This is a genomic window from Pseudomonas sp. GNP012, assembly GCF_054343835.1.
Window position 1 is genome coordinate 1,413,679 of record NZ_JBTGUU010000001.1, and the last position, 16,916, is coordinate 1,430,594.

At 58.4% G+C, this 16,916-nt stretch carries 21 protein-coding genes and 1 tRNA gene; 13 read left to right on the forward strand and 9 right to left on the reverse strand.

Translation table 11 applies throughout. The features are described 5' to 3' along the window. Window positions 1-24: 24 nt before the first annotated feature. Entirely contained in the window at window positions 25-1,308 is a 1,284-nt protein-coding gene (locus ACXX83_RS06160; RefSeq protein ID WP_217837762.1) for an NAD(P)/FAD-dependent oxidoreductase, read from the reverse strand. A gap of 184 nt (window positions 1,309-1,492) precedes the next feature. Here ACXX83_RS06160 and ACXX83_RS06165 point away from each other — a divergent pair. Continuing rightward, window positions 1,493-1,569, forward strand: a tRNA-Val gene (locus tag ACXX83_RS06165). A gap of 113 nt (window positions 1,570-1,682) precedes the next feature. Here ACXX83_RS06165 and ACXX83_RS06170 read toward each other — a convergent pair. Next, window positions 1,683-2,054 carry a site-specific integrase gene (locus ACXX83_RS06170; RefSeq protein WP_458547832.1) on the reverse strand — a complete coding sequence of 124 codons (372 nt, stop codon included), beginning with the start codon at window positions 2,052-2,054 and terminating at the stop codon, window positions 1,683-1,685. 223 nt (window positions 2,055-2,277) lie between these two features. On the opposite strand from ACXX83_RS06170, the gene ACXX83_RS06175 reads away from it, so the two are divergent. Next, on the forward strand, window positions 2,278-2,559 hold the full coding sequence (locus ACXX83_RS06175; protein WP_458547833.1) for an excalibur calcium-binding domain-containing protein: 282 nt from the start codon (window positions 2,278-2,280) through the stop codon (window positions 2,557-2,559). A gap of 626 nt (window positions 2,560-3,185) precedes the next feature. Here the strand turns inward: ACXX83_RS06175 and ACXX83_RS06180 are convergent. Next, on the reverse strand, window positions 3,186-3,392 hold the full coding sequence (locus tag ACXX83_RS06180) for a hypothetical protein (protein ID WP_458547834.1): 207 nt from the start codon (window positions 3,390-3,392) through the stop codon (window positions 3,186-3,188). Window positions 3,393-3,643: 251 nt separating this feature from the next. On the opposite strand from ACXX83_RS06180, the gene ACXX83_RS06185 reads away from it, so the two are divergent. Further along, complete coding sequence (locus tag ACXX83_RS06185) at window positions 3,644-3,838, forward strand: hypothetical protein (RefSeq protein WP_217837765.1); 195 nt, start codon at window positions 3,644-3,646, stop codon at window positions 3,836-3,838. 75 nt (window positions 3,839-3,913) lie between these two features. Here the strand turns inward: ACXX83_RS06185 and ACXX83_RS06190 are convergent, their stop codons facing one another. Beyond that, window positions 3,914-4,666, reverse strand: a complete 753-nt coding sequence (locus ACXX83_RS06190; RefSeq protein ID WP_458547835.1) for a carbonic anhydrase — start codon at window positions 4,664-4,666, stop codon at window positions 3,914-3,916. A 203-nt stretch (window positions 4,667-4,869) separates the two neighbouring features. On the opposite strand from ACXX83_RS06190, the gene ACXX83_RS06195 reads away from it, so the two are divergent. Then, window positions 4,870-5,325: a DUF2214 family protein gene (locus ACXX83_RS06195; RefSeq protein WP_458547836.1), complete on the forward strand. Its 456-nt coding sequence runs from the start codon at window positions 4,870-4,872 to the stop codon at window positions 5,323-5,325. Between the two features lie 159 nt (window positions 5,326-5,484). On the opposite strand, the gene csrA is transcribed toward ACXX83_RS06195, so the two are convergent. After that, the gene (csrA, locus tag ACXX83_RS06200) at window positions 5,485-5,676 is read right to left on the reverse strand and encodes a carbon storage regulator CsrA (RefSeq protein WP_007975691.1); all 192 of its coding nucleotides are present in this window, start codon (window positions 5,674-5,676) and stop codon (window positions 5,485-5,487) included. A gap of 250 nt (window positions 5,677-5,926) precedes the next feature. Between csrA and ACXX83_RS06205 the strand changes: the two genes are divergently transcribed. After that, on the forward strand, window positions 5,927-6,292 hold the full coding sequence (locus tag ACXX83_RS06205) for an SPOR domain-containing protein (RefSeq protein WP_458547837.1): 366 nt from the start codon (window positions 5,927-5,929) through the stop codon (window positions 6,290-6,292). A gap of 87 nt (window positions 6,293-6,379) precedes the next feature. On the opposite strand, the gene ACXX83_RS06210 is transcribed toward ACXX83_RS06205, so the two are convergent. From ACXX83_RS06210 to ACXX83_RS06220, 3 genes are all read right to left on the reverse strand, one after another. Further along, window positions 6,380-7,069, reverse strand: coding sequence for an endonuclease (locus ACXX83_RS06210; RefSeq protein ID WP_217837768.1), 690 nt, complete (start codon window positions 7,067-7,069; stop codon window positions 6,380-6,382). A 4-nt stretch (window positions 7,070-7,073) separates the two neighbouring features. Further along, a complete protein-coding gene (locus tag ACXX83_RS06215; protein ID WP_144443118.1) occupies window positions 7,074-7,343 on the reverse strand; it encodes a DUF1654 domain-containing protein in 270 nt (89 codons plus the stop codon). Window positions 7,344-7,523: 180 nt separating this feature from the next. Beyond that, complete coding sequence (locus ACXX83_RS06220) at window positions 7,524-8,612, reverse strand: asparaginase (protein WP_102699298.1); 1,089 nt, start codon at window positions 8,610-8,612, stop codon at window positions 7,524-7,526. Window positions 8,613-8,964: 352 nt separating this feature from the next. Here ACXX83_RS06220 and ACXX83_RS06225 point away from each other — a divergent pair, with 352 nt between their 5' ends. The 8 genes from ACXX83_RS06225 (at window position 8,965) to ACXX83_RS06260 (ending at window position 16,662) form a co-directional block, all read left to right on the forward strand. Next, window positions 8,965-9,426 (forward strand): hypothetical protein, encoded by a 462-nt coding sequence (locus tag ACXX83_RS06225; RefSeq protein WP_458547838.1) that lies wholly within the window; start codon window positions 8,965-8,967, stop codon window positions 9,424-9,426. 193 nt (window positions 9,427-9,619) lie between these two features. Beyond that, window positions 9,620-10,591, forward strand: a complete 972-nt coding sequence (locus ACXX83_RS06230; protein ID WP_217837770.1) for a sugar ABC transporter substrate-binding protein — start codon at window positions 9,620-9,622, stop codon at window positions 10,589-10,591. 55 nt (window positions 10,592-10,646) lie between these two features. Next, window positions 10,647-12,200, forward strand: a complete 1,554-nt coding sequence (locus ACXX83_RS06235; RefSeq protein WP_458547839.1) for a sugar ABC transporter ATP-binding protein — start codon at window positions 10,647-10,649, stop codon at window positions 12,198-12,200. Continuing rightward, window positions 12,197-13,174, forward strand: a complete 978-nt coding sequence (locus ACXX83_RS06240) for an ABC transporter permease (RefSeq protein ID WP_015095850.1) — start codon at window positions 12,197-12,199, stop codon at window positions 13,172-13,174. The genes ACXX83_RS06235 and ACXX83_RS06240 overlap by 4 nt, the downstream gene beginning before the upstream one ends. A gap of 3 nt (window positions 13,175-13,177) precedes the next feature. Continuing rightward, window positions 13,178-14,197 (forward strand): LacI family DNA-binding transcriptional regulator, encoded by a 1,020-nt coding sequence (locus ACXX83_RS06245; RefSeq protein ID WP_458547840.1) that lies wholly within the window; start codon window positions 13,178-13,180, stop codon window positions 14,195-14,197. A gap of 74 nt (window positions 14,198-14,271) precedes the next feature. Beyond that, a complete protein-coding gene (gene rbsK, locus ACXX83_RS06250) occupies window positions 14,272-15,189 on the forward strand; it encodes a ribokinase (RefSeq protein ID WP_015095848.1) in 918 nt (305 codons plus the stop codon). After that, complete coding sequence (gene rbsD / locus ACXX83_RS06255; RefSeq protein WP_015095847.1) at window positions 15,186-15,590, forward strand: D-ribose pyranase; 405 nt, start codon at window positions 15,186-15,188, stop codon at window positions 15,588-15,590. Before rbsK ends, rbsD begins: the two co-directional genes overlap by 4 nt. Before the next feature lie 43 nt (window positions 15,591-15,633). After that, on the forward strand, window positions 15,634-16,662 hold the full coding sequence (locus tag ACXX83_RS06260; RefSeq protein WP_458547841.1) for a nucleoside hydrolase: 1,029 nt from the start codon (window positions 15,634-15,636) through the stop codon (window positions 16,660-16,662). Window positions 16,663-16,695: 33 nt separating this feature from the next. On the opposite strand, the gene ACXX83_RS06265 is transcribed toward ACXX83_RS06260, so the two are convergent. Then, entirely contained in the window at window positions 16,696-16,908 is a 213-nt protein-coding gene (locus ACXX83_RS06265; protein WP_015095845.1) for a hypothetical protein, read from the reverse strand. Window positions 16,909-16,916 lie beyond the last annotated feature (8 nt).

Consider the following 16,916-nt stretch of genomic DNA (forward strand, 5'->3'; position numbering starts at 1 on the left):
GGCTGCGATCTTTTGTTTTAACGGTCAATAACCAAATTTATCCCGCAATCCGTAATACCAGGCGCCCAATGCCGCGAACGGCGTACGCAGCAATTGTCCGCCGGGGAACGGGTAGTGGGGCAGGTCGGCAAACGCGTCAAAACGCTCGGCCTGGCCGCGCAACGCTTCGGCCAGCACCTTGCCCGCCAGGTGCGTGTAAGTCACGCCATGGCCGCTGCAGCCCTGGGAGTAGTAGATGTTGTCGCCCAGGCGTCCGACCTGAGGCAGGCGCGACAGGGTCAGCAGGAAGTTACCGGTCCACGCGTAATCGATCTTCACGTCCTTGAGCTGCGGGAAGGCCTTGAGCATCTTCGGTCGAATGATCGCTTCGATGTTCGCCGGATCCCGCGCGCCGTAAACCACGCCGCCGCCGAAAATCAGGCGCTTGTCACCGCTGAGGCGGTAGTAGTCGAGCAAGTAATTGCAGTCTTCGACACAGTAGTCCTGAGGCAGCAGGGTCCTGGCCAGTTCTTCGCCCAGTGGCTCGGTGGTAATCACCTGCGTGCCGCAAGGCATCGACTTGGCGGCCAGTTCCGGCACCAGATTACCCAGATAGGCGTTGCCGGCGACTATGATGAATTTGGCCCGGACCTTACCTTGCGGCGTGTGCACCACCGGGTTGGCTCCGCGCTCGATGCGCACGGCCGGCGACTGCTCGTAGATCGTCCCGCCCAGGGATTCGACCGCCGCCGCTTCACCCAGCGCCAGGTTGAGCGGATGAATGTGCCCGCCACTCATGTCCAGCATGCCGCCGACATACTGATCACAGGCCACCACTTCGCGGATGCGGCGCTGATCCATCAACTCGAGTTGGCTGTGGCCGAATCGCTCCCACAGGCGCTTCTGCGACTCCAGATGACCCATCTGCTTGGCGGTCATCGCGGCGAACACGCCACCGTCCTTCAGATCGCACTGGATGTTGTACCTGGCGACCCGCTCACGAATGATCCGGCCACCTTCAAACGCCATTTGCCCCAGCAACTGAGCCTGCTTGGGGCCGACCGTGCGCTCGATGACATCGATGTCGCGGCTATAGCTGTTAACGATCTGCCCGCCATTACGCCCGGACGCCCCGAAACCCACCTTGGCAGCCTCAAGCACCGTGACCTTGAAACCGTTCTCCAGCAGAAACAGGGCAGAGGACAGCCCCGTGTAACCGGCGCCAATCACACAGACATCGGTCTCGACGTCATCCTGCAACGCCGGGCGCGGCGGAACCGCATTGGCCGATGCGGCGTAGTAGGACTCTGGGTAGGGAGTGTTAGCCATTCGGCAGCCTCTGTTTAATATATTTTACGAGTGCGTTGATCCTACCCGAGTTGAAAATCACCCGCCAGCCACCCGGAAAATCTTCTTTGTAGCGGCAAAATTAAATATTTTGCATATTCATAGGGTTAGCGCGAAAAAAGGTGTTGACACCCCTCCGGAATTCCGTAGAATGCCGCCTCACAGCAGGCACGTAGCTCAGTTGGTTAGAGCACCACCTTGACATGGTGGGGGTCGTTGGTTCGAGTCCAATCGCGCCTACCAAACAAAATCCGCTCTGCTGGGCGGTCTAGAAGGGCTCACCGAAAGGTGGGCCCTTTTTTGTTGTCTGGTGTTTGGGCAAATATTGGGAATGTTTTGGGCAAACGACCGCCGCGCTACATCTTCAGGTCGGCTTTCACCTTCATATAAACCACCGCGTCATCGCCGTGCCCTGCCTGGTAGTGCTCGGTCGTCTTCACGTCCGCGTGCCCCATCAAACCCTGAATGTATTCCTGTTCGAAACCCTGTTGCTCGTACAGCCATGCACCTAGTTCGCGGATCTCGTGGATCTCGTGGAAGTTGGGGCGCTCGCCGGCTGGCATGTCGTCGTAGGGGGGGGCGAATCGTCCCGAGCCTGGGCAAATGACTGGGTCAGGTAATCCGCTGTCACTGCGTTCCAGTGTAGCTTGGCGTCGAGCCGGGAGCGTTTGCGTGCCTTGGGCGAGTAGTGGATCAGGTGCGGGCAGGCGACAGGCGATCTCATGCACTCCAGCACCACCTCACGTAGTGCCTGTCCCATGACAATCTCCAGGTGCACAGGCTTCCCGTAGTTTTGCGTTTTACGGGCGGTGGGCGTGGTTTCGGTTTGAAAATCGGACATGACGATTCCTCGCCCGCCGTTCACCGGCGGGCTGTATTTGGATTTGTGGGTTACGCTGGAAAGCAGGCAGCGTGAGAACGCAAACGGTCTCTCGTCATGGATGGATCAAGATGAAACTGATTTTGATAGTGCTTGTTGTTGGTCTGTTGGCTTGGAAGTTTTCCCCTGAATTAGAGTCCTGGGCTGAGGCTCGGCTGTCGAGTCCCCAAAGAACCTCTACGGTCGTGACTGCGCCGAAGCCTGTCTCGGCTCCAGTTAAATGTGATGGGCGCAAATATTGCTCGCAGATGACCTCGTGCGCAGAGGCCAAGAACTTTCTGCAAAATTGCCCAGGAATGGAAATGGATGGAGACCACGACGGGATACCTTGTGAGACGCAGTGGTGCCGGTGACTATTCGCCGCTCATCGGCAGGCTGGTAGGTGGATTGTGAAATCAGATGAGGGGCCTGCTTTCACTCTTGTATGGGGCGGTCAGCCCGCAGCTCCTGTAGGGTGAGCTCACCCAGCCTTCTTGGATTGCAGCACATCCAGCAAGAGCAGACCTTGCCATGATTTGCGAAGACGCCTGCCTCTCGAGCAGTGGCTTCCCAGTCTTTGGTTTTCTGGTTTCTTTCAAAGCGAGCCTTTATGCGGCGTGTATCGTGTCGTCGTTGAGCTCTAGACATGTCTTTCTCCTAAGCTGAAGACGACAAAGCCCCGGCAGATTTCTCTGGCGAGGCTTGTTCGGCCCACTCCTGAATGTGCAGGAATGGCAGGGTGGAAATAATGTCGCTCTTGCGCTAACGGATTTCAACCTTTTCGTGTCTGTCCGTCCGCATCAGTTTTCTCGAAGGTACTTCGACAGCGTAATACAGGATGATCGACGCCAAAAATATCATCGGAATTTAATACTGAGAGGCTATCTGCCTGTACGCAAAGAAAGCCACAGGCTGAACTTATCTTTCCGAGATATACAGGAACCGGATTTAAGTAGATCCAGACTCTTCCAGATCTGAATAACGCTTGCCCCATAAAAGCTCAGAGCGAGAAACCCGTCGCATGAATCAGATGCACCTCCTGCGCTCCAGCGATCAGGTGCATTGGGACGTTCTGTTGTACATCAATGGACGGTACCTCGAAGCTCCCTACAATCTGGAGGTGTCGCTCGCTCAGTTCGGTCGACTCTGCTGCCTTTTCCTTAGCCATTCTCGCGTGGTTCATTGCGATTTCGTTGAGCGTTGACACGTTACATCTCCCGGTGACTGACCAAGCGTATCGCTGGAGTCCTTAAGCATTGATTGAATGGCTGCTGCGTCAGAATTATGTCGTTCCGGCGCTGCTACGCGCGATCTGTGCAATCCTCAAGCCACGGATGCGGTTGAACTCATCGTGGTGTTTTCGCAGGCGACGAATGGCGGGTTATGGTGGATGTTGGTCCGGATTCTTGGCCATTCAGGCGTAAACTAGTGGGGCTGCCTCATTGAAAGGAGCCGCCCATGAACGTCGATCAAATCAGCAAACAGGCACCCGTAGACAAAGCCGTTTGGGATCAATACTTCTGCGCTGCATTGATTGCCGAAAGCAATCTGACAGCCCCGGTTGTGGGCGGGGCTACGCACGAAGACAGGCAGAACCTGTTGATCGAGAGGGCCAGAGCCCTGGCCGACAAAATGATGGAAAACCGGAAATAACCAGAGCCCAGCCATAGCGCTGGGCTCTTTGCATGCGGGGCTATGCGCCAATGCTGACAATGTGCGCGTTGTGGGTCAGGCGATGAGCTCTACCTTGCCGCTCGCCAGGCGATAGACACCTCCCACGATCTTCAGCATGCCTTTGCTTTGCGCATCGGTCAGCAAGGGCGAGGCCTGTTTCAGGCTGTTGACCGAATTTTTGACGTTCTGCGCGGTGGCGTTTTCCATCAGGCTCCCGGGTTGCTTGAGCACGGCCTCGATGGCCGACTTGAGCGCGTCAGTCAGTTTCGGGATATGGCCGGGGAAAACCGTCTGGTCCTTGACGGCCTTGATGCCTGCCTCGATGGCGCCGCAGCTCTCATGGCCGAGTACCAGAATCAGCGGGGCGCCCAGTACGGCGACCCCGTATTCAAGACTGGCCAGGCCTTCCGGGGTGACAAAATTGCCCGCGACGCGGATGGAGAAAAGATCGCCGCGCGCAGTGTCAAACGCATATTCCGGGGCGATGCGCGAGTCAGAGCAGCTCAGCACGGCCACGAACGGATTTTGACCTGACACCAGGGCCTCTCGCTCAGCCTTGAAATCATGAATCTTGGATGTACCGCTTACATATCGTTCATTACCCTCCATCAGTCTTTTCAGCGCCATGTCGGGGCTGATCACGTTTTGTGGTTTGGGTGGGGCTGACGCTGTTTCGGCTGCCTGGATGATCCTGCCGGGCAGTGTGCCGGTCAGCAGCAGGGCGCCTGCGCTCAATCCGGCAAATTGAAGAAAACGACGACGGCCTGTTGTGTTTGAAGCAGAGCTTGAATCACATGATTCACACATGATTTTGTTTACTCAGTTCAATGCGGTGAGAGTGAGTTGCCGTTGGGGCTGGGACTGCCACGGTCGCTCAATGCCAGCGCAGTGGAGTCTAGTTGGTCTGTCATATTGTGTATCGGGCCTGGTCCGCGGATGCCGTGCAAGCAGCCATTTCATGGGCTACTACTGTCAGGCTCATACAGCTTCTACCTGGCAGGAGTTTCTCGATGCTGACTCATTGGTTTCTGGCGGCGGTTCATCTTTTGGCGGTTGCGTTGGGATTCTGGGCGGTGCTGACTCGAGGCAGGGCTTTTCGGCGTCTGGCCGATGGGACTGCAGAAGTGCGCAGTGTCCTGATGGCGGACAATATCTGGGGTATTTCAGCTGTCGTGTTACTGACCAGCGGGGGGATGCGAGCCTTTGGCGGGTACGAGAAAGGCACGGACTATTATCTGCATCAGCCGCTGTTTCATCTGAAGATGACGCTGTTCGTGCTGATCTTGCTGCTGGAGATTGCGCCCATGGTGACGTTGATCAAATGGCGGATAGCGCTGGGCCGCAAAGTCGCCTTCGATACCGGCCGTGCGAAGCTGTTTGCACGGATCAGTCATGTCGAGGCGCTGTTGGTGCTGTTGATGGTGGTGGTGGCGACTGGCATGGCCCGCGGGGTGATGTTCGGTTAGCCACGCAGCGAACGCGTACTTCCCCAGGATAAACAAGAAATGTCTGACAGCCAGGACGTTGAGCTTGTCGCTAGTATCGAAAGCATGCGGAAGCGATGCTGAATCTTTAGCCAGCCGTGGTTGCGCACTGAACGGGCTGGCTACTGACTGCAACAGAATTCAGGATTGCGGCTTTTCCGGGGCGGTCAGGCCGGCCTGAATGCGCTGATAAATTTCTTCACGGTGCACTGCAACGTCCTTCGGGGCGTTGATGCCGATCCTGACTTGCTGGCCGCTTACGCCCAGGATGGTGATCGTAATGTCATCACCGATATTAATGCTTTCACCGACTTTGCGGGTGAGTATCAGCATGGTCTTCTCCTTGATTGCTTCGTGGGGCACCTGATTCGGACAGTGCAGAGGTCGGTGGTATGTATAGATTAGTGCGAAGTCTCACAGTTTGGGTGCCTCTTTCTGACGCGCAGATGTGGCATTAATTCCCAAGGCGTAACTATACAGAGGCCGCCACCATGATTCTCGTTGTTTTGAGCCCATTTTATGGCACTCGTGAAGTATTCATGGATGTTAAAATCCCCGCTTTAAGCATTTAGAGGGAAACGCCGTGCGCAAAATGGTCTTGGTACTCGCGATATTGGCACTGGCGGGATGTGGAGAGGGCAGCAGTGTGGATGCGCCGAAGCCAAAGCCGGCCGTGACTGCCGTACCCGCGGCAGCGTCCGGCCCGCAATGGGATCTTGAAGTGCGAGGTGAAACCCCTCAGGCGGTCAGTGATTTGAGTGGCTGGCTGATCGAACACAGTTTCATGTCCAGCGTCGTCAAGGAAAATGGCAATACGCGAATCCTGATGGGGCCGTTCAATTCGAAAGCCGAGGCCGAAGCCAAACAGGATGAGGTCCGTGCTGTGCTCACTCGCTCGAAGAAACAGAACATCGAATTGCTGGTGCTTGAGCGTCCGGCCGCTCAATAACAGTCGGCAGCGAAGATGTTGGGCAAACAAAAAAAGGCCTCGGGGCTTTAGCCTCGAGGCCTTTTTTGTTTCAGGTGTCGCCTGGATTCAGCCGCAGGCCTTCATGTCCACCGGGCCGACGAACTCGTTGCCGCGTCCCATGACGCACCCCACGCTCTGGTTGCGTTGCCGTTCCCAGGCCTGTACGGGATAGGTCTTGTCCCAGGCTTCGTACAGTTGTCGATCCTGTTTCGACAGGCGCAAGCCATACTGCTTGCTCATGTAGAAGTAGGTCCGGGCGATCATGCCGCGAATGGAAGGGCGGGGCATGACTTTCTTGGCCTTGAAGTCGACTTGGGTCAGGCACGCACCATACTGTCCCGACTGTTCGGGCAGCCAACCGAAACTGAAGTTGCTGCGATCGCCATTGACCTCGCCGATGCTGGGCACCAGGTTGTGCAAATCAGCTTCGGCCTTCTGGTAAACCGGATCGTAGCGGGTGCAGTTCTTGCGACCGCCTTCTTGCCAGCACTGGCGTTGATGACCGATCTGCCAGGCCGGAACGATATGCTCCCATTCGATGCGGGATGCGCGCTTGGCATTTTTACGCGGCACATAACCGCAGGCGGCAAGGTTCACCCGGTTGCCGGTGTATTTGCAGCCACAGTAAAACTCGGTGGATTGGGGAGCGTAGAGCTTCCACGCGACCTTTTTCGCTTCGGTGAAGGTGCGCGGAGCGTCGGCTTGCGCAGCCATGACAAAAAACACAAAAAACAAAGCAAACCAGCGGGCACTCATCGACTCAATCTTCCTTCGGCACAACCCAGAAAATCTGCACGCCGCCATCGTCGCGATAGGCGAGGGTGACGTTGTCGTTCTCGTCGATTTCTTCCAGCAAGCGTTCCCATTCATCCACCGGCTCGTCAGGCAGGCGGAAGATCAGTGCTGCCCTGGCCTTTTGTGCGGTGGGGGAGTTGATGATTTTCTGAACGCGCAGGCCCATGCGTACGTAGGTGTCAGAAGAGGCAGAGGTAGTGTCCACGGAATTATCCTTATTAAGCTGTACGTACATACAGTATTTAACTGTAGGCAATTTCGCAACTGCTTAAAAATCAAGAAAATCCTCTGACAGCGGTTTGTTCCATTTGGTGTAAGGCGCAGGGAGTTTTTTTGTCAGATCGAACGGCGCCAATCGCCAGGACCGGAGAATGGCGCACAGGGTGCCCGACCGGATCGGTCGGGCGAGGGCGAATCAGTATTCCCAGAACATCCGCTGCAGCTCTTTGCTGTCATTGGTCTTGGTCAGCGCGACCATCGCCAGGATTCGGGCCTTTTGCGGGTTCAGGTCGTGGGCCACGACCCAGTCGTATTTATCGTCAGGCTGTTCGGCGTTGCGCAATACGAAGCCGCCGGCGTTGACATGGGAGGAGCGAATGATCTGCACGCCGTCCTTGCGCAGGGCTTGCAGGGTTGGGACCACACGAGACGATACTGAGCCATTGCCAGTGCCGGCGTGGATGATGGCTTTGGCGCCTGATTGGGCGAGCGCCTTGTAGGCGGTGTCGCTGACATTGCCGTAGGAATAGGCGATCTCGACGTCAGGCAGGCTCTTGATGGTCTTGATGTCGAATTCGGAATCCATGGTGTGGCGCTTGGCTGGCAAACGGAACCAGTAGGATTTGCCTTCTACCACCATGCCCAGCGGACCCCAGGGGCTTTTGAACGCTTCGGTCTTGATGTTGATCATTTTGCTGACGTCGCGACCCGACTGGATTTCATCGTTCATGGTCACCAGCACGCCTTTGCCTCGCGCATCTTTACTGCTGGCCACGGCCACCGCGTTATACAGGTTGAGCATGCCATCGGCGGACATCGCAGTGCCCGGGCGCATGGAGCCCACGACGATGATCGGCTTGTCGGTTTTTTCCACCAGGTTCAGGAAGTACGCGGTTTCTTCCAGGGTGTCGGTGCCGTGGGTGATCACGATGCCATCGACGTCTTTGCTGTCGGCCAGTTCGGCTACGCGGCGGCCCAGTTGCAGCAGGTTTTCGTTGGTGATGCTTTCGGAAGCGATTTGCATGACCTGTTCGCCACGAACGTTGGCCACCTGGCTCAGTTCTGGAACGCCGGCGATCAATTGTTCAATGCCGACTTTCGCCGCTTGGTAGGTCGCGCTGTTGGCGGCGCTGGCGCCGGCGCCGGCAATGGTGCCACCGGTGGCCAGGATCACCACGTTGGCCAGTTTCTGTTGGGTTTCGGCTTCTTTGGCCTGAAGGGCGGTCGGCAGAAGCAGCAGCAGGGCCAAGGCGCCCGGAACAAAGGTCTTGAGTGCAGATGTCATTATTTTTCTCTTCTAGTTGTGAGACGGTGCAGATGCAGGTTCATCTAGATACGCCCCGGGCGAATCTGAACGCCGGAGGTGCGAGGAAGAGAGCAGGATCTGTACCAGTAAAACCTTGAATCGAAAAATACGCGTAACTTAATGATTTGTAACGATATTACAGTTTGTGTCCGAAGGCGGTTCCGGGGCCGGGCGTCCGGATTGCCGAACATGATTAACTTTTGCGTTCGGCTCTCCGAAACGGATGGCGGTCCTGTTTAAGATTTAAAGGTGTCAAATCGTCGGTAACGACTAAAGAAAAGCGCGCGTCGGTCGATGCTCCTTCAAGGGATCTATTTCTGCAGGAGTTCACATGTCGTTATCTATTGGCTTACCGAATGCCGCGGGCATCACCATCGGGGGGAAGTCTGCGGCGACCATTCGTGCCTTGGGCGATGCAACAGAGGATGCGGCTGCCAAAGCGCTGGGCGTAAAGGAAGGCGACGGCGCCCAGGTTAAAATCGGTCCGGTAGGCCTGGGTGAAAGTGCCGGCGCACAGGCTGAATCGGAAACCAGCGATAACACCAGTGTTGCGGTGAAGGTCCTGCTCAAGCGCCTGAAGGAGTTGCAGCAGCAATTGCGTGAGCAACAGCAGCAATTGGCCCAGGCCCAGGCGGCGTCCTATCCGACCCCGGAAGCCAAGACCACCGCGGTAGCGGCCATTCAGGGGCAGGTCGCCCAAACCAACGGCGCCATCCTGCAGGTGAGCGCGAGTCTGATCAAAGAGATGAGCAAGGGTTCCGGCACGGGATCGGTGATCAACACCACGGCATGAGCTGAATGCCGTTTTTCGCCAATCCTCTCTGAAAGCACTTTTCAGGACGTTGACAAATACCGGCAGGATTCGCATAGTCTGGGTCACGCAAACGTTTGCGCGACTCGCTGTAATGGCTTTCCATCACAGTGGGTCGTGAAGCTTACGCCGGCGCAAGCGTTGCTCACAATAATCATAAGATCGGAGTGAACCCATGAAGCTGCCATTTGCTGGACGTCTTCTCGCTGTCGCTGTGCTGGCTGCCGCATCCGCTGCACTGCCTGTCTGCTCTGCCTTCGCTGAAACCACAGATAAACCGAAAGTCGCACTGGTCATGAAATCCCTGGCCAATGAGTTTTTCCTGACCATGGAAGACGGCGCCAAGGCCTATCAGAAAGATCACTCCGGCGAATTCGAGCTGATCTCCAACGGCATCAAGGATGAAACCGACACGGCAGGCCAGACGCGTATCGTCGAGCAGATGATCCTGGCCAAGGTCAATGCGCTGGTGATTGCGCCGGCAGATTCCAAGGCCATGGTGCCGGTGATCAAGAAAGCCATCGATGCCGGTATCACCGTGATCAACATCGACAACCAGCTGGACCCCGCCGTCGTCAAAAGCAAAAACATCAGTGTTCCGTTCGTAGGCCCGGACAACCGCAAGGGTGCACGCCTGGTCGGCGATTACCTGGCCAAACAGCTGAAGGCCGGTGACGAAGTCGGCATCATCGAAGGTGTGTCCACCACCACCAATGCCCAGCAGCGTACCGCAGGTTTCAAGGATGCGATGGAGGCGGCGCAGATCAAGGTCGTGTCGCTGCAATCCGGTGACTGGGAAATCGACAAAGGCAACAAGGTGGCCGCCTCGATTCTCAGCGAATACCCGCAAACCAAGGCCCTGTTGGCCGGCAACGACAGCATGGCGGTCGGCGCGGTGTCTGCCGTGCGCGCCGCGGGCAAGGCCGGCAAGGTGCAAGTGGTCGGCTACGACAATATCAATGCCATCCAGCCGATGCTCAAGGATGGTCGGGTGCTCGCCACTGCCGACCAGTTTGCAGCCAGGCAGGCGGTGTTCGGCATCGAGACGGCATTGAAGATTCTCAAGGGCGAGAAAGTCGACGGCGGCGCCAATGGCGTGATCGAAACGCCGGTAGAGTTGGTCACCAAAGAGTCGGTCACACAGTAACCTTCTGGCGACGCAACGGCGCTCGTCCAGCCGGACGGGCGCGTGGAGAGTTTTTATGTCCGCTTGCGCTACGAACGCTGTCCTCTCGGTCAGCGGTATCGGCAAGACCTACGCCCAACCGGTTCTGGCCGGCATTGATCTGACGCTCATGCGCGGTGAAGTGCTGGCGCTTACCGGCGAGAACGGCGCAGGCAAAAGCACGCTGTCGAAAATCATTGGCGGGCTGGTCGCGCCGACCACCGGCCAGATGCAGTTTCAGGGAGAGGCCTATCGTCCGGGCAGCCGGAGCCAGGCGGAAGACCTCGGCATCCGCATGGTCATGCAGGAACTCAATCTGCTGCCGACCCTGTCGGTGGCGGAAAACCTGTTTCTTCACAATCTGCCCAACAACGGCGGCTGGATCAGTCGCAAACAATTGCGCAAGGCTGCCATCGAGGCCATGGCTCAGGTCGGGCTCGACGCCATTGACCCGGATACCCTGGTCGGCGAACTGGGCATCGGTCACCAGCAAATGGTGGAGATCGCCCGCAACCTGATCGGCGATTGTCATGTGCTGATTCTCGATGAGCCCACCGCGATGCTCACTGCACGCGAAGTCGAAATGCTGTTCGAGCAGATCACCCGCCTGCAGGCTCGCGGCGTATCGATCATCTATATCTCTCATCGCCTCGAAGAGCTGGCGCGGGTCGCGCAACGCATTGCCGTGCTGCGCGACGGCAATCTGGTCTGTGTCGCGCCAATGGCCAACTACAACAGCGAACAACTGGTCACCCTGATGGTCGGTCGCGAACTCGGTGAACACATCGATATGGGGGCGCGCAAGATCGGCGCCCCGGTGTTGACGGTCAAGGGCCTGACCCGATCCGACAAGGTTCGCGACGTGTCGTTCGAAGTGCGTGCCGGAGAGATTTTCGGCATTTCCGGTTTGATCGGCGCGGGGCGCACCGAGTTGTTGCGCCTGATCTTCGGTGCCGATATCGCCGACAGCGGCACGATAGCCCTGGGCTCGCCGGCGCAGGTCATCACTGTGCGTTCGCCAGTGGATGCGGTCGGGCATGGCATCGCGCTGATCACCGAAGATCGCAAGGGCGAAGGTCTTTTGTTGACGCAGTCGATCGGTGCCAATATCGCCTTGGGCAACATGCCCGCCATCTCCAGTGCCGGCGTTGTCGACAACGATGGCGAAAACGCCTTGGCCCAGCGACAGATCGACGCCATGCACATTCGCAGTTCCGGTCCGGCACAATTGGTGTCCGAGCTGTCCGGCGGTAACCAGCAGAAAGTCGTCATCGGTCGCTGGCTGGAGCGCGATTGCTCGGTGCTGCTGTTCGACGAGCCGACCCGGGGCATTGACGTCGGCGCCAAATTCGATATCTACAACCTGCTCGGTGAATTGACCCGCAAGGGCAAGGCGCTGGTGGTGGTTTCCAGCGACTTGCGCGAGCTGATGCTGATCTGCGACCGGATCGGTGTGCTGTCGGCAGGAAGCCTGATCGATACGTTCGATCGCGACAGCTGGACCCAGGATGAGTTGCTCGCCGCTGCTTTTGCCGGCTATCAAAAACGTGATGCGCAGCGCTTCGACGCCGCGCCTAGGGATCTTCCATGAAAACCGCTTCTTTCGCCGGCACACGCAGTGGCAACTTCTATGGGCTGGGCACCTATCTGGGCCTGGCGGGTGCCTTGTTGGCGATGATTGTGCTGTTCTCGGTGTTGAGCAGTCACTTCCTGTCCTACGATACGTTCAGCACCCTGGCCAACCAGATTCCGGACCTGATGGTGCTGGCAGTCGGCATGACCTTTGTGTTGATCATCGGAGGCATCGACCTGTCGGTGGGGTCGGTGCTGGCACTGGCAGCCTCGACCGTCAGCGTGGCGATACTTGGCTGGGGCTGGAGCGTGCTGCCCGCAGCGTTGCTCGGCATGGCCGTCGCGGCGTTCGCAGGCACCATCACCGGTTCGATCACGGTGGCGTGGCGGATACCGTCGTTCATCGTCTCCCTGGGCGTGCTGGAAATGGCGCGCGGAGTGGCGTACCAGATGACCGGTTCGCGTACGGCCTACATCGGCGATGCGTTCGCCTGGTTGTCCAATCCGATCGCCTTCGGCATTTCACCCTCGTTCATCATTGCGTTGCTGATCATATTCATCGCCCAGGCCGTGTTGACCCGCACGGTGTTCGGTCGCTACCTGATCGGTATCGGCACCAACGAAGAGGCCGTGCGGCTGGCGGGGATCAATCCGAAGCCCTACAAAATCCTGGTTTTCAGCCTGATGGGGTTGCTGGCCGGCATTGCCGCGCTGTTCCAGATTTCTCGCCTGGAAGCCGCCGACCCGAATGCCGGCTCCGGTCTTGAGTTGCAGGTGATCGCCGCCGTGGTGATTGGCGGGACCAGCCTGATGGGCGGGCGCGGCTCGGTGATCAGCACGTTTTTTGGCGTTCTGATCATTTCCGTGCTGGCCGCGGGGCTGGCGCAGATCGGGGCAACCGAGCCGACCAAACGCATCATTACCGGCGCCGTGATCGTGGTGGCGGTGGTGCTGGACACTTATCGCAGTCAACGCGCAAGCCGGCGGACCTGAGTCATGGCGACTATCAAAGATGTAGCAGCCCTTGCCGGCATTTCCTACACCACGGTTTCCCATGTGGTGAACAAGACCCGCCCGGTCAGTGAGGAAGTCCGGATCAAGGTCGAGGCGGCGATCAAGACCCTCGACTACGTCCCCAGCGCCGTGGCCCGTTCACTCAAGGCCAAGACCACGGCGACCATCGGCCTGTTGGTTCCCAACAGCCTCAACCCGTACTTCGCCGAGCTGGCCCGGGGGATCGAGGATTACTGCGAGCGAAACGGTTACTGCGTGATCCTGTGCAACTCCGACGACAATCCGGACAAGCAGCGCAGCTACCTGCGTGTGTTGCTGGAAAAACGCATCGACGGCCTGATCGTCGCCTCGGCCGGCGGCGACAGTGGCCTGGTACAAGGTCTGAAAGGCGTGCGCACTCCCATGGTGATCGTCGACCGCGGACTGGACGGTGTCGATGCCGACCTGGTGCGCATCGACCATGAATACGGCGCGTACCTGGCCACCCGACACCTGTTGGAGTTGGGCCACCGGGATATCGCCACGATCAGCGGACCGGTAAATACCAGTGTGGCGCAGATGCGTCTGGCGGGTTATCGCCGGGCCTTGAAGGAGGCGGGCGTCGAAGTCTCCCCCGAACGCATGCTGGCAAGCGATTTCACCAGCACCGGCGGTTACAGCGCTGCCGCGATTTTGCTGGAAAGCCATCCGCCTACCGCCATTTTTGCCGCCAACGACATGATCGGCATCGGTGTGCTGCGGGCCGCCGCCGAGCGCAATATTCGCGTACCGAGTGAGTTGTCGGTGATCGGCTTCGACGATATCCAGATGAGTCGGTATGTCTACCCGTCGTTGACTACGGTGGGGCAATCGATCCTGCAGCTCGGTGAAATGGCTGCCGAAGTGCTTTTACGGCGAATCGCCACGCCGGGCCTGGCGACCGATCAGCGGATCGTGACGCCGAGTATTGTCATCCGTGAATCGACGGCGCCGTTGGCCGGCGTGTTTGACCACTTCCGTTGAAACAGAAAGCCGTTGAAAACAGAAAGCCGCTGAACCGACAGCGTCGCCGAAACAGAATCGATGAGTAGCAACGTATGCCAGCAAAAGTAGTGGTAATAGGCAGTTTGAACATGGACCTGGTGACCCGGGCGCCGCGTTTGCCCAAGGGCGGTGAAACGCTGATTGGTCATTCGTTTGCCACCGTCTCCGGCGGCAAGGGCGCCAATCAGGCTGTGGCGGCGGCACGGCTCGGAGCCCAGGTGTCGATGATCGGTTGTGTGGGCAATGACGCCTATGGTGAGGCGTTGCGCGGGGCGCTGTTGGCCGAGCAGATCGATTGCCAGGCGGTGAGCACCATTGACGGTTCCAGCGGCGTGGCATTGATTGTGGTCGACGACAGCAGTCAGAACACCATCGTGATCGTCCCTGGTGCCAACGGTGCATTGACCGCTGAAGCCATTGACCGTTTTGATTCGGTGATACAAGCGGCGGACGTACTCATCTGCCAGCTGGAAGTGCCCGATGCCTCCGTTGGTCATGCACTCAAGCGGGGGCGCGAGCTGGGCAAGACGGTCATCCTCAACCCGGCGCCGGCCAGCCGTCCGTTGCCATCGCACTGGTACGGGTCTATCGATTACCTGATTCCCAACGAGAGCGAAGCGTCGGCCTTGAGCGGTCTGTCGGTGGACTCCCTGGAGACCGCGCAAGCCGCGGCGACCCGGCTGATTGCCCTGGGTGCTGGCAAGGTGATCATCACCCTCGGTGCGCAAGGTTCGCTGTTTGCCGATGGCCAGCGATTCGAGCATTTCCCCGCGCCCGTCGTAAAGGCTGTCGACACCACGGCGGCGGGCGATACGTTCGTCGGTGGTTTCGCTGCGGCGTTGGCTGCGGGTCAGGATGAAGTGCAGGCGATCCGCTTCGGGCAGGTGGCTGCGGCGCTGTCGGTCACCCGTGCCGGCGCGCAACCTTCGATTCCCGCCTTGAGCGATGTGCAGGCGTTTAAAACTCCATGAAAAAGACACCCTTGCTCAACATCGCCTTGTCGCGGCTGATCGCCTCATTGGGGCATGGCGACATGGTCGTCATCGGCGACGCCGGTTTGCCGGTTCCACCGGGCGTTGAATTGATCGACCTGGCCTTGACCCAGGGCATTCCGGATTTTGTCAGCACCTTGAAGGTGGTGCTCAGTGAGATGCAGGTCGAAAGCCATGTGCTGGCTCAGGAGATTTTCGATAAGAAGCCGTCGGCCCTGATTGCCCTGGATGAACTGAACGGTGAAGGCGCACTGGGGCGCCGTGAGGTGCTCAGCCATGAACAATTCAAGGTCCTGAGCCGACAGGCAAGGGCGATTGTTCGTACAGGCGAGTGTCAGCCGTACTGCAACATCGTGCTGTTCGCCGGGGTTACGTTTTGACGGACTGCCTGCATTTTGATTTCCCATGCACAAGGAGTGCGCCATGTATCGCTATGCCCAGAAACTGCACCAACTGCTCCGGAGTCTGCTGCTTTTGTCCCTGATTACCGCAACGAACGCCCAGGCGGCACAAAAAATCGACTTGATCATTGACACCGATCCGGGGGCTGACGATGTCGTTGCCTTGTTGTTCGCCCTGGCGTCGCCGGACGAGCTGAATGTCCGGGCGCTGACCACGGTTGCGGGCAACGTTCGCCTCGACAAGACCTCGCGTAATGCGCGACTGGCCCGGGAGTGGGCGGGGCGTGAAGAAGTGCCGGTCTATGCGGGCGCGCCGAAACCCCTGATGCGCACACCCATCTATGCCGAGAACATTCATGGCATGGAAGGGCTCTCGGGCATTGCCGTGCATGAGCCCAAACAAGGCCTGGCCAAGGGCAGTGCCATCACTTATCTGATCGATACCCTGAAGTCTGCCGAGCCCCACAGCATCACCATCGCCATGCTTGGCCCGCAGACCAACCTGGCCCTGGCGCTGATCCAGGAGCCAGGTATCGTCCAGGGCATCAAGGAAGTGGTGGTCATGGGCGGTGCGCACTTCAACGGCGGCAACATCACGCCGGTGGCCGAATTCAACCTGTTCGCCGATCCGCAAGCCGCCGAAGTGGTGCTCAAGAGTGGCGTGAAGCTGACCTATCTGCCGCTGGATGTGACCCACAAGATCCTTACCAGCGAAGCGCGTCTGAAACAGATTGCTGCGCTGAACAACAATGCCAGCCGTTTGGTGGGCGACATTCTTAATGAATACATCAAAGGCGACATGGAACACTACGGCATGGCGGGTGGCCCGGTGCATGACGCCACGGTGGTCGCTTACCTGCTCAAGCCGCAATTGTTCAGCGGCCGCCCGGTCAATGTGGTGGTCGACAGCCGCGAGGGGCCGACTTTCGGGCAAACCATCGTTGACTGGTATGACGGCTTGAAAGCGCCGAAGAATGCGTTCTGGGTTGAAAGCGGCGATGCCCAGGGCTTCTTCGATCTGCTGACCGAGCGTCTGGCCCGTCTGAAATAAGTTGCATGCCCCGCAGGTGCCTGCCTGCGGGGTTCACTCCCGCCCGCTGGCAGTGTCGGCCTTCTGGTCCGACAGATGTTTCTCGAAAATCTGCTCGATGAACGATTGGGCAGCTTCGGTTCCCAGGTCCCTGACCAGCAGGTCGATACCGATAATGGCAAGCTCTTCCGTGCTGCTTGGACTGTAGGAGCTGTGGCCGTCCTGCCACTTTGCCTTGATGTCAGCGTCGATACTTACGGTGGTCATGATGGCAC